This window comes from Chryseobacterium polytrichastri (assembly GCF_900142445.1).
Classification (GTDB): Bacteria; Bacteroidota; Bacteroidia; order Flavobacteriales; family Weeksellaceae; genus Chryseobacterium; species Chryseobacterium polytrichastri.
In genome coordinates this window covers 15,518-31,031 of record NZ_FRAV01000027.1, presented here as the reverse complement: position 1 = coordinate 31,031, position 15,514 = coordinate 15,518, and the positions used below count along the sequence as shown (strand labels likewise).

Here is a 15,514-nt window from a genome sequence, read left to right as displayed (position 1 = left end):
AGTATAGATTATAATGTATAGCTATATGCTTTATTTTGAAAGGATCTGTGAAACTGAATATGTATTAAAAAAAATGAGGCTGCCTAAAAAGACAGCCCATTTTTTTATCCTTAAACATCCTTTTACCACCCTGGATTTTGCTGGCCGGCAAGGAGAGGGTTTACACTGGTTGTCATTAATGGTATTGGCCATAAAAATCTTCTATCAGTATAAGGAATAGCACTCGTTAGGTTTCCGGAATAAGGAATTCCTATAGTATAACTTGTAGCTGCCGGAAACCCATTAGGTACTTTCGCCGGAATACCTTGAGTAGGAGCAATATCATCATTAATCAATCGATGAATATCTCCCCAACGAACTCCTTCACAACTCAGTTCTATCCTTCTTTCCATCAAAACAGCTCTTACTAAATCTTCTTTATTAGCAAACGATGCAATCGTATAAGCTTCTGTATTAGGATTAGCCAATGATCTATTTCGAACTTCGTTAAGGAGTTTTAAAGCATTGGTCATATCGTTTGTTCTTGCATAAGCCTCTGCAGCAGCCAATTTCATTTCAGAAAACCGGACAATTGGTGATGCATCTGTATAATTGACAATATCTGTATATTTTCTGGTAAATCTGGCACCAGAAACGACAGCAGTAATATCTCTCCTTTTATCATGTTCCAACCATAGAGGGCTATTCCATAAAATAGGACTGATCGCTATCATTGATCTATTATTAAATTGAGCGGCCAATGCCCCATTAACTCCCGGATTGTTATTCGCCGTATTAATAATTGAAAAAATAGACTCGGTATTTCCCAGGTTATTATTAAATACTGCTACAGGAGTAGCCTCTAAGGCATACATAGAGGTAAGCTTGTTATATTCTGTAATTACTCCATTCCAGTTTCTCATGTTTAAATAAGCCCTTATCTTAATCGCAATAGCTGCACCTTTTGTAATTTTTCCTATCTTATTAATTCCTTGTCTTTGAGCATTGGTAGGAAGTCCATTTTCTGCAAAATTCAGATCTGTTAGCAGCCTCTGATAATCTTCTGCTACAGTCCCTCTACCTACCTGCATCGCCTGCTCAATAGTGGCTTCAGTATCTACTCCTATTGTTCTGTAAGGCACCCCTACAGAAGCTCCATTATCCAAATGATAAGGTCTTGAGAATTGTTTTAAAAGTTCAAAATGAGCCAAGGCTCTGAAAAATAAAACTTCTCCTTTGTATATATTTCCCTGAACCTCAGTAATAACATGATTGTTCACTGCCCTGTCAATCCCTTCGTTAACTAGATTAGCACGGTTCACCAAGCGATAAGCATCTGTCCAATAGTAAACATTATTGGGGGTGGTTGGATCATAATTGGATTCGTAGGTAAGTTGATAAAAAGCATCTGTATTCACAACATCTTCTCCTCTTACTTCATTCTGTTGAAAGTAAGCCGCCCCGAAAACATAGCCCCTTGGTGTCCCATTAAAATTTCCGATTTGTGCTGCATTGTAAACGCCATTCACTGCTAGCTGAACCAACTCAGGAGAGGTAAATGCCAATTCAGGATTAGGATTATTAAAAGAAGTGGTATCTAAGATGTCCTGCTGGCAAGAGCTCAATACTAATCCCGCTGAAGCTAATATTATATATTTTTTTAATGTATTCATTATATCATATTCTATTAAAGTGTAACATTTAATCCAATTGAGAAAACCCTTTGTCTTGGAATTCCATTATAATCCAATCCGTTCACTTGCATTTCCGGATCAGATCCGGAATATTTGGTAATAATAAATGCATTTTGTGCCTGGATATAAAGTCTCATTTTCTGAATATTAATTTTATTTAAAAACTCTCGTTCTAAACTGTATCCTAACGTAAGATTATCAAACTTAATAAAGTCTCCTTTTTCAATAAATCGACTATTGGAAACTGCAGGACCATTCACCCCCGGGTCATCCCCTGCGTTTAATCTTGGAGTCCATCCATCTCCCGGATTATCGGGGCTCTGCCATCTTCCAATAATTTCTGTAGAGTTGTTTACAAAATTCTGACTCAATAAGTCTCTTCTGGTAATGTTCATAATGTAATTCCCTCCACTAAATCTTACCAATGTTCCCAAATCAAAATTGTGATATCTCACGGATAGATTGAATGCTCCAAAATATTTTGGAATGGTATTGCCTAACACCTGATTTTCCGGCGTTCCTCCTGCCTGAGAAACATTACCCGGATTATCCGGATTAAAAACATAATACCCTCTATTAGCAGAATTTAAATTAAACTGTACCAAAGAACCATCCAGCCTATAATACACAGGATTTCCATTGGCTGGATTCACTCCCCAATATTTAACTCCATAGAGTTGGTTCATTGAATATCCTTCTCTATGAATTCTGTAGAAACGATCTACATTGTTCCAATCAGCATTTCCAGGGAAAATGTCTGCTCCTCTGTATAGTTGCGCTATAGTATTATTAATTAATGATAGGTTTGCACCAATATTGACTTCAAAATTTGCCTTTTTAATAGGCGTATAATTCACTGTAAACTCCCAGCCTTTATTTTTCGCAACTCCGATATTTGAACTGTATTGATTATCCGGAACCCCTAAAGATGGATCTACAGGAACCTGTTGAATCATTTCATCAATATTATTCACAAAATAATCTACTGTAACCTTTAGCTTGTTTTTAAAAAAACTCATATCAGCTCCATAATCAAACTTTTCGCTTCGTTCCCATCTTAGGCTGTTAATTCCCATTTGAGCATAAGCTAATCCATTCATATCTCCATATCTAGCTGGTCCATACAAGGACATATAAGGATAATTTCCAATATTACTATTCCCAACTCTACCGTAAGAGGCACGTAACTTCAGTTCATTGACTACGGATTTCGCTTTCTCAAAAAAGTTTTCATTGCTTACATTCCATCCTAATGAACCTCCCGGGAAATATCCTACTCTTCCTTCCCTAGGAAGAGAAGACAATTCGTCCCTTCTTATAACCCCCTGGAAAAAATACCTTTTCCCAAAATCATAATTAAATCGTGCTAAATAAGATATTAAAGCAAACTCTGTTCTTCCACCACCGGAAACAGGAGTTCCATAAGTTCCTGTAATCACATTGCTATTAAAATAGGAATCCCCTAAATCTGTTCCGCCCCCAAAAAAGGTATTTTGATTTTCCTTTTGGTATTCATTCACTAAAGTCACCCCGATTTTATGATTTCCAAAGCTCTTATTAAAGTTTAATATATTTTGGATATTATATCTTTCCAAAGTCGTATTGCTGTTTTGAATTCTTCCATTACTTCCTCTTCCATCTCCATGAAAGGCATTCCAATACAACAAGCCTTCATTTTGAGATCTGTCTATACTCATTTGAAGCTTATAAGTAAGAGATGGTAAAATCTTTACCTCTCCGTACACATCTCCTAATACTCTTAGCACTCTGGATTGCAACTTATTGGTATTCATTATATACACAATATTTGGAAGGTTATTAGCAACATACTGTGAATTTCCTGCCTTACCAGTAATCGTATTAGAGCCTACGATATCAATATTGTAGCCAAATGGGCCATCTCCTCTGTATATAGGCGTATTTGGTAATTGTCTTAATGAATTGGCCATGGCTCCTGAAAGGGAATTTACCCCAGAATTAAGTGCATTATATTCTGTTCGTGTTACTCCAAGATTCGCTCCCATCTTTAACCAATCAGTAACTTCTTGGTTTACATTAAAACGGGCCGTAAATCGTTCCATCCCATTACTTAAAACAATCCCATCTTGTTTGGTATAACCTACAGAACCAAAATATGAACCTTTACCTAAACCTCCCTGAAGAGAAATATTATGATCAGTTTGGGTTGCCGATCTTAAAACAGCTTTCTGCCAGTCAGTATTATATTGTGAACCAAAGGCCCAAGGTGCCCTCCCTGCATTGGTTCTTTTCTCATTTGAAATCGTTAAAAATTCTGGTGTTTGAAGTAAATCAAATTGTTTCGCTACTTGAGCAACGCCAGTATATGTGTTGTAATCTAGCTGAAACCTTCCTTTTTTTCCTTTCTTGGTAGTAATAATCATCACACCGTTGGCCGCCCGAGAACCATAAATAGCCGCCGCAGCTCCATCTTTTAAAATCTCTATACTTTCAATATCCGCCGGATTAATATCCCCCAATGCATTACTTGGAGCATATCCTCCTGTATCTCCAGTAAAAATGGGCATTCCATCTACTACAATCAAAGGATAAGTTCCCGAGTTAAGAGAATTAATTCCTCTAATATTGATTGCAGGTGCTTGTCCCACCATTCCCGAGTTAGTGGTTACACTTACCCCAGCTGCCCTTCCGGCTAATTGAGATTCAAAACTGGCAGTAACTAACCCCGCCATATCCTCAGCTTTCACCTGAGATACTGCTGCAGTAACCTCACTTTTCTTCTGAGTTCCATACCCAACCATCACTACCTCTTCTATTTTCTTTTCTTTGGTAGCTGTATCTTTCGATACCTTTTGAGCATGTACAGCGTGTCCCGTAAAAAATAAAACGGCAGTTGTTATCATGCATAATCTTACATTCATGTTTTTTTGATTTTAGTATTCAAGATTGTAAATATGTTAATAAATATTAACACGAACAATCACCAAAACACTGATAAACAAATGTTTAAAAAAAACATAATTAATTATCATTAACAAAATTTAAACAACTTAACCTATTGGTTCTTTATGTGATATGAAAAAATTCTACAATAATTACATTTGCTAAAATATTTTTAATGGTCGAAAAAAAAACAAAAATTTCCCATCTATAAATCAAATAATAAAATAGCATTGATTAAATAAACCTATTTCAGAAAAAAATCAAATAAAATAAATCAAGCTTTCATTGTCAATCCAATATATTTGACACTCTACATGTGATTTTAACACCAATTTTTCTTTAAAAAACAAAAAACACCTCAAATAAAGAGATGTTTTAACAAAATTAATTTTTAATTAATAGCTTATTTAGTACTTATAAGTATAATATCTTGCTCCTTTTAAAACAGGATTTTCCAATTCAATGGATTGTAATCCAAACCCTTTATAATTTTCATTAACAGATTCTTCTAATTGCTTTCTATGTAGTTTTTCATAGGTTTCAAAATCAATGGCAGTTCTGTTTTTTAAGCCTTCAAATAAATTCCATTTTGCGACAACCGTTTTCCAGTTTTCAGACACTTTTCCTACGAATACTTTAGATTTTGAACCACTTCCGTAGCCTAAAAATCCTATTTCGGAACCTTTTAATTCTTCGTTTTCATTAAAAGAAGTTTGTAATGCAGAAAGTAATGCCATGAAAATAGAAGCAGTATACATATTACCAATTTCGGAAGAAGCTCTTTGTGATTTTTCTATCGTATCGTTAATAAACTGAATATATTTTTCAGACTTCGCCACCGCTTTTTGTTCTTCTGGAGTCTCATATGAAAGTTCATTTTCTAAACTGTAGATTTCTGTAAAAACTCTTTTACCATGAAAAGCATACGGAAGGTGGAAAATCAAATATTTCCAATTTTCATAAGGCTTGCTTTTTCCTGTAATTTCTTTATAGTGATTGTAGGCTTCTCTAATTCTGTCTTGATAACATTGGTTGGAATATTGTCCATCAAAAACAGGTTCATCCGTAAAGATTTCAATTTTATCTGGGAAAGATTCAGAAGCATTTGTTAAGTCTTCTTTCTTATACTGACGTCTTGGTTTGAAAAAGTCAAAAACACTTTCTGTTGCCACTCCCCAATTGTTTTCAATTTCCAGCAAATCTGGGTTTGAAGAGATCAATAAAGATACAGCCCCCCCTCCTTGCGTATATTCACCTGAAGAAGCCAATTCGTATTTCGCATAATCGCTGGCGATCACGATTGCTTTTTTGTCCGGATTTACTCTTACAAAATCTAAAGAATTATGCAATGCATCTACCGCTCCCACACAAGCAAAAGTCATATCTACCACATCACAGTTTCTAAAACATCTTTCACCGAATTCTTTTTCCAATACTTTTTCTACCATCTGCATTGCATATGAAGCAGTTGGTTTCGCTGCATCTAAAGCACTCTCTGTTCCTAAGTAAATTCTGGCAATATCTTTTGGGTTAATCGTATAATCTTGTATTAATTTTAATAAAGATTCTGCTGCAAAAGTAGCTGCATCTTCATGAACATCGGGAAATCCCATTTTATGCAACCCTAATCCTTTTTCTAATTTTGCGGGTTCAATTCCTCTTTTTTCTGCTAAATCTTTAATTTCCAAATATAAAGATGGCACGTGATAACTTGCAGCTTCAATTCCAAAAGTCATAATTCTGTAATTTTAATACTAAATTATAAAAGATAATCCAAAATAAGGTTCATTATTCACCTGTTTTTTAGCATTAATCCTAATTTACAAAAAAAGCATCCCAAAATGAGATGCTTTAAAAACTTATAATTTGCTTTTATTATTTAAAATCTTCAATCGCTTTATTAATGGCATCAATTTGTGGATTGATACTTGATGCTTTTTGAGGATTTTGTTTTAATAAATCCATTTTTTTATTCAGACCGTCTTTCAACATTTGAGAAATCATCATTTTTGCTTGTGCATTATCTCCCATTTGTCCTTTTGCACGGGACAACATTTTAGTAATACTTTCTGTAGCTTTCAAATTATCTGAAGTCATGATCCAATTAAATCCATCTTCAGCAGATTTCCCCAATTCAGGATTTTGAAATTTCACGAAAGGATAAAATGCAACTATCGGAGCAATATTAGCCATTTGAGAAGTCACTTTATTTTTAACAACAATCGGCAACATTTGTGTCAATAGATTTTCTGAAGCTCCGTTTAGATCAATCTTATCTGCTAAAGAACCAATTTTTGTAGGATCAATGGTTGCAATAGCTGCTAACGAATTCCCTCTCACAGCATTCGAAACAGCATTCACTCCTTTTTCAAAAATCGGAAGGTATTTTTTATCCTTAGTTTTTGCTAAAGCATTAATTGCAGCAGCCTGAGTCAAAGTTTTAGGATCATTAGATGCTATTTTTTCAACCTCTGTCCCTAAAGCTTTCATCTGTTCAGGATTAGATAAATCCATCAGTTCCAATGCTTTTATTCTCACTCTGAAATAAGGATCTTTTATACCGGCAGCCAATAATTTTGTTGCTGTAGGATTTTTTCCAACCTGATCTTTAATTCCATTCAAAGCAGCATATCTGTTTTTAAATTCTTTTGAATTCGTAAACTGCATTAAATATTGTTCAGGCGTTTTTGTATCGGTAATCTCTGCTACCAAAACACCATCTGCATTGATATTAATTAAATCCGGTGTTTTAGAAACATCAAAATTGAATGTATTTTTTGCTTCTGCATTTACCCAAACATTATATCTTTTTGGCTTCCCATTATCATACACATCAATTGCCAAAGGAAATTCAAAAGGCTGTTCCTGAGTTTGATTAATTGTTACAGTAACTTGTTTTTTAACAGGTTCAAAAGTTGACGAATAATTCAATTTTGGATTTCCACTTCCGAAATACCATTGATTAAAGAACCAATTTAGGTCTTTACCGGAAACTTTTTCAAATGATAATCTTAATTGATGTGCTTCTGCATTCTGATATTCATTGGTTTTTAAATAATCATTCATTCCCGCAAAGAAAGCATCATCACCAAGATAGTTTCTTAACATATGAAGAATTCCGCCACCTTTTTGGTAAGTCACTAAATCAAAAACATCTTCACGAGACTCATAATTAAATCTCACCAAGTTTTTCTTGAAATCGGAAGGATTATGAATGTATCTGTCAACATCTTCTAATTGGTGATAATCTGCCTGATCTTTTCCGTACTTATATTCGTTCCAAAGGTATTCGGAATAATTCGCAAAAGATTCATTTACTGTAAGATTACTCCAACTTTCTGCAGTTACCAAATCTCCAAACCAATGGTGAAATAACTCATGCGCAATGGTGTCTTCCCATTTATTTTCATCAATCAACTGTCCGGGTTTTTGTAATATATCACTTCCGTGAAGGGTTGCCGTGGTATTTTCCATCGCACCACTTACATAATCTCTTCCCGAAATTTGTGCATATTTTGCCCAAGGATAATCGTAGCCCATTTTTTTCGAGAAAAACTCAATCATTTCAGGTGTATTTCCGTAAATCTGTTTTGCATACGGCTCATATTCCTTCTCAATATAATAGTCTACCGGAGTATTTTTCCATTTATCTTTAACGATTGCATACTCACCCACTCCCATAAAGAAAAGATAGGTTGAATGTCTCTTATCCATCACCCAATGATCAGTTCTCAATCCGTTTGATTCTTTTTGAGAATCTTTCATTATCCCGTTTGAAAGCGTCACATATTTATCCGGAACCGTCATGTAAATTTCCTGAGTAGACTTTTGATTCGGTTTATCGATAGTTGGGAACCAAGCCGAAGAAGACTCTGTTTCTCCCTGTGCCCAGATCTGAGTTGGCATGTCCGGATCTTTTCCCTGTGCATTAATGAAATACAATCCTTTCGCATCATTAATTGCCATACTTCCCTGTTGCTTAACTTCGTTTGGGCGAGAAGTATATTTAATATAAACTGTATAATCCTGATTCTTCTGATAGGTTTTATCTAAATTAATCTTTAAAACATCATTTTTATATTCATATTTTAAAGGAGATCTTTTGCCGTTGTTATCTAAAGCAACCTCATGAACCAACATTCCTTTAGCATCAAGCGTTAATTCGTTGGTAGGATAAAAATAAGGTGAAGCGGTTAACCATTCTTCCCCGTTCATTTGTTCCTTCTGATAATCAAAATTTACTTTAAGTTTGGTATGTTTTAGCTCTGTTACTTTGGTATGAGTAGCTCTATACACCTTTTCTCTGCCTGAAGTTTCGGTTTGTGCCGATACATTTACGGAAAAGAAAATCCCACCCAATATAGCAATCGATAAAATGGCCTTTTTCATCTTTATTTATTAATTATTTTTAGAATTATTTTTTGTTAAAATATCGAAAATATCATTGACTACCGTTTCGTAATCTCCTTTTTTAAACTGCTCTTTAGTTTTGTTAAAAGCTTTTTTCAATTCGCTTTCCGGGTTTTCATCGTCAATAATTTCTATACCATCCACTCCTTTTATCTGAAGTAAAACTTCTTTCAGTTTTTCAGCATCTGCATTTTCTTCTATCGTAATTTTTAGATATTTCATATTGTATAAGTTGAAAATTTGATTTGAAAGTTACAAAAAAAGCGAAGTTTGTAGGCTTCACTTTAGTTTCTATTCTTTATTAAGAAGATGTTTTAATTTTAATGGATCTTTTTTGCAGTGCCAAAATAGCTTAATAACAATTTCCTCTGTTTTGATTTCATAAAATAGCTTAATCTGTTTCTTACCAATAAGCGTAAATTTTATATTTGGAGATTTTTCTAAAGATTGATGTTTTATAATGCCATCGATCATTGTTTGTCTAAATTTCCTAATATCAGTTTGTAAAACAGCGATTTCTTTTGCAGTCCATTTCACTTGTAGAAAATCTATAATTTCATCCAGCGAAATTCTCGCAGTTTCTGAAATTATTATTTTCATTTTTTATTAAATATTTCATTTAATAAATCATCTGTCAGTTCCTGAGTTTTTCCGCTTTTATAATCATTCTCACTTTGCTCCATCACCTTTCCAAAATGCTCTGAGTCTTCAAGCTCATTCCAGGAATAAGTTTTTTCATTTTCAGAAATTTCAATATTATTTATTCCCTTTATCTGAGATAAAAGTTTTTTGATGAAATCAACATCTGCATATTCGTCTAAACTTATTTTAATTTCCATGCATTTTGAATTTAATCAAAGTTAATGAAATAATTACAAAAATTATTTTAGCAAAATTAGATCGCTACTGGCGCTTTAATTCCCGGATGCGGATCATAATTTTCCAAGGTAAAATCTTCAAAATTAAAACCAAAAATATCTTTAATTTCCGGATTCAATTTCATAGTTGGAAGTGCTCTTGTTTCTCTTGAAAGCTGTCTGTTTACCTGCTCAAAATGATTATTGTAAATATGAACATCTCCAAAACTGTGAACATAATCTCCAACTTCAAGGTCACAAACCTGCGCAACCATCATTAATAACAATGCGTAGCTCGCAATATTAAACGGAACTCCAAGGAAAACATCTGCACTTCTTTGATACAGTTGAAGTGATAATTTTCCATCTGCTACATAAAACTGGAATAATGCATGACAAGGCGCCAATGCCATATTCGGAATTTCAGCAACGTTCCATGCAGAAACGATCAATCTTCTAGAGTCTGGATTTTTTTTAATCTGATCAATAACTTCAGTAATCTGATCCACAATTTTCCCGTCTGCTCCGTTCCAACTTCTCCATTGTGCTCCGTAAACAGGACCCAAATCTCCGTTTTCGTTCGCCCATTCGTTCCAGATGCTTACTCCGTTGTCATTTAGATATTTAATATTTGTATCTCCTTTCAAGAACCAAAGAAGTTCATAAATAATAGACTTCAAATGCACTTTTTTAGTTGTTACCAAAGGGAAACCTTTAGACAGATCATATCTCAGCTGATATCCGAAAACACTTCTTGTTCCAGTACCTGTTCTATCAGTTTTATCGGTTCCATTGTCTAAAATATGTTGTAAGAGGTCTAAGTAATTTTGCATTGTAAGGGCTATTTTTAAGCTTCAAATTTAAAAAAATATAAGCGATTTTTGGTTATCATAAGTCATAAAAAAAGCATTCACTTTTATGAATGCTTTCTATAATTTATTTTGTTGGGTATCTTTTTGGTTATGCTTTTAAGTTATAATAATATCACCATTACATCTTTTGAATTTCCCTTTATAGATTTCAGTTTTCCAAATTTTTCTTTTTCCATGATCTTATCATTCCAATAGTCAAGATTTACCGAACCGAACTTTATCAGTTTTTTATATTTACTCTGGTCTATAATATCTTTGGTTCCATAGTCAATAGAAACATTCCCAATAGATTTTAATTTCCCCAACCTACTGTTATCTATAATATCATTTTCATAGTAATCAATAGAAACATTCCCTACTGTTTTTACCTTTCCCAGTTTATCTTTATCAAAACCAATAGAATCCCAATAATCAATTTTTAGATCTCCAATGCTTTTTATTTTACCCACTTTCGGATCATTTTTATTGAAGTCATCCCAATAATCAATTTTAACATTTCCGATGCTTTTCAATTTTCCGAATTTGTATTGATCAAAATTCTTATCTTCATTATAGTCAACATTTCCATTTAGGCTCTCAGAATAAAAATTCGTTATTTGTCCATCTTTACTAAGATTAACCGTGATATCACCAATTGAAATATCCACAGATTCTACATCATAGGAATTCCAAGAAACATGAGCCCGCATTTGAGCATTAAGAAAGATATTGCCTAGCAAAAAAGTAATCAGAAATAAGTTTTTCATTTTAATAAAGAATTCGTTTACCAAATATTCTCAATCGTTTGATGAATATCATTTATCGTAAATGTCTCTTCAATTTCCTTACCAAACATTGCTTTTACAAGAGGTGACTCTACGGAAACTGTCATTATTTTTTGACCTTCTGAAACAATTTCCCCTAAAGAGGCAGCAATATAAAACAATCCTTTATTCGTTTTTACCAACGCTCCATTTTGTACTTTAGAAGATGGTTCGGCATTTATTTTCTGAATAATACTTTGTTGATTTAAAGTTTCATTCAACTGTCTTTGCAAATTATTAATTTCTTGCTGAAGCATTTCTCTCCCTGTCTCGTATTTATCTCCCATCGAACTCTTGGTATCGTTGCTTGAAGCACGCGTTTCAGCAATGAGATTTTCAAAATTTTGAATTTTTTCTGAGATCTTTGTTTTTATGATATCTAAAATTTCTCTTTTATTCATTGGTATGTTTGGCTAAAGCCTTTATTCATTTACATTAAAAAGCGGGCTAAAGCCCGCTCCCATTCGTTATATTATTTTTAAATATAAGAATTTTTATATTTTCATCCAAAATTTAATAATCTAGATTATTTTTTCAAATACAGCATAATCTGAAACTTTGAAATTGAAATCTTTTCCGTTGTTGAAATCTTTTTTTGTTCCTTCAAAAACATTTTTAAAGCTTCCAGAAAGGTTGTCATCCTGGATGCTGAAATCTGCAGGCTCCTTTGACATATTAAGCACCACCAAAACTTCATTGTCCCCATTCTTTCTTAGGTAAGCTAATATTTTATCGTTTGCTGTAGTGTTTAAAAGATAAGTTCCAACATTTGGATCTCCTCCTCGCAAAGCAGGATTTGAAGATTTTAAGCTTAATAATGTTTTATAAAAATCTGCAGCTTGATAGGTATTCGTCCATTCAATTGCATCTTTTTCAAAGAATTCCAATCTTTTCATATTGGGAAGCTCTTGCCCGGAATATAATAACGGAATACCATTCCATGTTGCAGAAAATACAGCCATTGGCTTCGCGATATCGCCATACTTTTCATATTCCGTTCCATTCCAAGAATTTTCATCGTGGTTTGAGGTAAACCAAGCTCTCATAGAAGAATCTCCTATGTTAGAATATTGAATTAACAGGTTCTTTAAATCCTGTAAAGGCATATTTTTACTGTAATAATCTGCAGAAGTATGCATCCATTTCCAAGAATAGCTTGCATCGAAAACCTTTCCATATTCAGGACTTTCCAATTCATCAAATTCGCCCAACCAGAAAAGAGGTTTTAGGGTTTCAACGGCTGGACGTGCCTGTTCCCAAAAATCAACTTCTACCCAAGAGGCTAAGTCGCATCTAAACCCGTCAATATCCGTTTCTTTTATCCAGAATTTCATGGCATCAATCATTGCCAATCGCATTTCTTGGTTTGAATAATCTAGTTCAATAATATCATCCATTCCTGAAGCGATATGGAATTTCCCATCAGAATCTTTTAAATAGAATTCAGGATTCGTTTTTGTCCATACATGATCCCATCCGGTATGATTGGCAACCCAGTCAATGATCACTTTAAATCCCAATCTATGAGCTTCATTTACCATGTGTTTGAAATCGTTTAATGTTCCAAATTCAGGATTGATAGACGTATAATCTGAAGCTGCATAAGGACTCCCCAAGCTTCCTTTTTTATTTTCCTGAGCAATGGGAGTAATCGGCATAAACCAAAGGGTTTTCACTCCCATTGATTTCAAGCGTGGCATTTCTTTTTCGAATGCTTTAAAAGTTCCTTCTTTTGTATATTGTCTGACGTTGACTTCGTAAATATTAGTTGAATGTTTCCATTCTGTAGGTAAATCCATCATGTTCTTATTTGTATTTTGAAGGTACAGGAAACAATTCCCAGACCAATTATCTCACCAGCATTCTTCCTGTCAACAAAAATAGGTAATCTAAAGGAAGAGTTTGAATTTGTTAGCAGTTAAATGGAATTGTATTTAATATCATTATTGTATAACGTCTTTGCGAGAAGCAATCATTTAATAATTTCATTTTTTTGTACAATGAGATTGCTTCACCTTCGGTTCGCAATGACGGAAAGTGTTTGGCGACTGATATCTCAAAGTTGTCATTCCCGATACACTAGCCCCGATTGCAGCAATTGTTTGAGCTCATTTTTCTTTGCAAAAGAAAAATAGCGAGTGCGGAAAGCGGGAAATAGCTTCAAATAAAAAAAGCCCCGAATAAAAATTCAGGGCTGTATATTTTAGATATTATCTTTCGTCGTTGTCATCTTCTTCATCGAAAACATCGTCATCATAGTTTTCTTCTTCCTCGTCATCAAAATTGTCATCATCTTCGTCTGCAAAACTGCTTCCACCTCCAAAGTCATCTTCAAAAGCAAAATCATCTTCCATTAGTGGCATTGCTGATTTCTTTTTGGCTCCTCCACTTCCGTTTTTGCTAGGCGCTTTTAACGGAACGTTTCCAAATCTGTATACTGTAATTGGATAATTGACTCCTTTTGTTTCTTCAATCACCTCAACAAGTTCACAGAAAAACTCCCAAAGATCAAGAAGTCCATACTGAAACTGAGTCTTAGAACCTGTAGTTTCAAACGCTTCGTCAATATATACATCCGACATAATCTCACCATCACCATCATCGCTCATATCCTCTAACGGAACGCTTTTTACGATTGTTCCATCTTCTTCTAATAAATTAAAAGTAGACAGTTCTTCACCCTGAAGACTGAACGCACTTTTAATTCCTAAATGTAAGTTCCATAGCGTTTGTTTTCCTTTAACTTCGATATCACGGAAAATATCTTCTTTCGCATCTAATATTACGCGGATTTTGTAAACCATATCAGTTTTAAATTACTTTTTTGCCTTTGTTATTATGATAAATCTCTATTGCAAATATATAATAAATGACATGTGACAAAAAAATATTTCTGGATTTTTTAAAATATTTTTTTTTCTTACATTTTGCAAAAATTATTTACTTTTCTCCAGCATAAAACTGAACTTTGTGCCTTCAAGATAAACACTCTCTACCGTAATGTTTTCGTTATGAGCCTCAAGAATATGCTTTACAATGGCCAATCCTAACCCTGAACCACCTTCTCTTCTACTTCTGCTGGTTTCTACGCGATAGAATCTTTCAAAAATTCTTGATAAAACTTCTGATTTTATTCCCATCCCATTGTCTATAACTTCTATCAGAACTTTATTTTTCAGCACACTTGTTTTTACCACCACTCTTGCTTCCTGTCTATTGGCATAATGAATAGCATTTGAAACTAAATTGATAAAAACCTGCGAAATCTTCTGTTTATCGGCATCCACAAAAATCTGAGGATGCAGCGTCTGGATCTGTAAGGTTGTGGTATGTTTTTCGGCTTCAAGATCGAGTAAATCAAAAATTTCTTTGATTAATAAATTAACATCAAATCTGGAAACATTCAGATTGATCTCTCCTGCTTCAAGCCTGTTGATCATATCCAAATCTGTGACAATAGCGATTAGCCTTTCTACAGAAATATCTATTCTTTCTAAATATTTATCCCGAATCGTAAGATTATCTACACCGCCATCTCTCAAAGTTTCCACATATCCCTGAATAGAAAACAACGGTGTTTTAAGCTCATGAGAAACGTTACCGATGTATTCTTTACGGTAACTCTCCATTTCTTTCATCATATCAATCTCTGTAACCTTTTGCTGATTAAGATCAGAAAATCGCTCTCCCAATTCTTTCATCGTGATATTTTCGTTATTATCATTCACGATTTCTTGTGGCAAAAGCTGCGAAAGCCCACGAACCTGTTTTTTACCATAATAATTAAACAGCAGTTCGAGCACTACATAATTAATAATAAAAATAACTAGGATACAGATGAAAAGTCCTATTTTGAAAAAAGGAGTTTTATAATAGATATCTTTTAGTGAATCAAAGATGATTACTAAAAAAAACATCACCAATGTCAACAGACATGATGCTACGAGGGTAAGTCTGTAAAATTTCAATTTTACACC

General features: G+C 33.9%; 13 protein-coding genes. All 13 read right to left on the bottom strand.

Annotation, left to right across the window (positions count from 1 at the left end; translation table 11 throughout):
* Positions 1–122: 122 nt before the first annotated feature.
* Positions 123–1,652, bottom strand: a complete 1,530-nt coding sequence (locus BUB80_RS15990) for a RagB/SusD family nutrient uptake outer membrane protein (protein WP_073294792.1) — start codon at positions 1,650–1,652, stop codon at positions 123–125.
* Between the two features lie 14 nt (positions 1,653–1,666).
* Positions 1,667–4,573: a SusC/RagA family TonB-linked outer membrane protein gene (locus tag BUB80_RS15985; protein WP_073294789.1), complete on the bottom strand. Its 2,907-nt coding sequence runs from the start codon at positions 4,571–4,573 to the stop codon at positions 1,667–1,669.
* A 429-nt stretch (positions 4,574–5,002) separates the two neighbouring features.
* Positions 5,003–6,331 (bottom strand): hydroxymethylglutaryl-CoA synthase family protein, encoded by a 1,329-nt coding sequence (locus BUB80_RS15980; protein ID WP_073294785.1) that lies wholly within the window; start codon positions 6,329–6,331, stop codon positions 5,003–5,005.
* A 139-nt stretch (positions 6,332–6,470) separates the two neighbouring features.
* Positions 6,471–8,984, bottom strand: a complete 2,514-nt coding sequence (locus BUB80_RS15975; protein ID WP_073294782.1) for a M1 family metallopeptidase — start codon at positions 8,982–8,984, stop codon at positions 6,471–6,473.
* A 9-nt stretch (positions 8,985–8,993) separates the two neighbouring features.
* Complete coding sequence (locus BUB80_RS15970) at positions 8,994–9,227, bottom strand: hypothetical protein (protein ID WP_073294779.1); 234 nt, start codon at positions 9,225–9,227, stop codon at positions 8,994–8,996.
* Between the two features lie 69 nt (positions 9,228–9,296).
* A complete protein-coding gene (locus BUB80_RS15965; RefSeq protein ID WP_073294776.1) occupies positions 9,297–9,605 on the bottom strand; it encodes a hypothetical protein in 309 nt (102 codons plus the stop codon).
* A complete protein-coding gene (locus BUB80_RS15960; protein WP_073294773.1) occupies positions 9,602–9,844 on the bottom strand; it encodes a hypothetical protein in 243 nt (80 codons plus the stop codon). Before BUB80_RS15960 ends, BUB80_RS15965 begins: the two co-directional genes overlap by 4 nt.
* A gap of 56 nt (positions 9,845–9,900) precedes the next feature.
* Entirely contained in the window at positions 9,901–10,695 is a 795-nt protein-coding gene (locus tag BUB80_RS15955) for a thymidylate synthase (protein WP_054513139.1), read from the bottom strand.
* 140 nt (positions 10,696–10,835) lie between these two features.
* On the bottom strand, positions 10,836–11,480 hold the full coding sequence (locus tag BUB80_RS15950) for a hypothetical protein (protein WP_139262732.1): 645 nt from the start codon (positions 11,478–11,480) through the stop codon (positions 10,836–10,838).
* Between the two features lie 17 nt (positions 11,481–11,497).
* Positions 11,498–11,938: a hypothetical protein gene (locus BUB80_RS15945; protein WP_073294767.1), complete on the bottom strand. Its 441-nt coding sequence runs from the start codon at positions 11,936–11,938 to the stop codon at positions 11,498–11,500.
* 120 nt (positions 11,939–12,058) lie between these two features.
* Positions 12,059–13,336, bottom strand: a complete 1,278-nt coding sequence (locus BUB80_RS15940; protein WP_228433856.1) for an alpha-amylase family glycosyl hydrolase — start codon at positions 13,334–13,336, stop codon at positions 12,059–12,061.
* Between the two features lie 411 nt (positions 13,337–13,747).
* Positions 13,748–14,341, bottom strand: a complete 594-nt coding sequence (locus BUB80_RS15935; protein ID WP_073294760.1) for an IS1096 element passenger TnpR family protein — start codon at positions 14,339–14,341, stop codon at positions 13,748–13,750.
* Between the two features lie 132 nt (positions 14,342–14,473).
* Positions 14,474–15,505 carry a sensor histidine kinase gene (locus BUB80_RS15930; protein ID WP_073294757.1) on the bottom strand — a complete coding sequence of 344 codons (1,032 nt, stop codon included), beginning with the start codon at positions 15,503–15,505 and terminating at the stop codon, positions 14,474–14,476.
* Between the last annotated feature and the right edge of the window lie 9 nt (positions 15,506–15,514).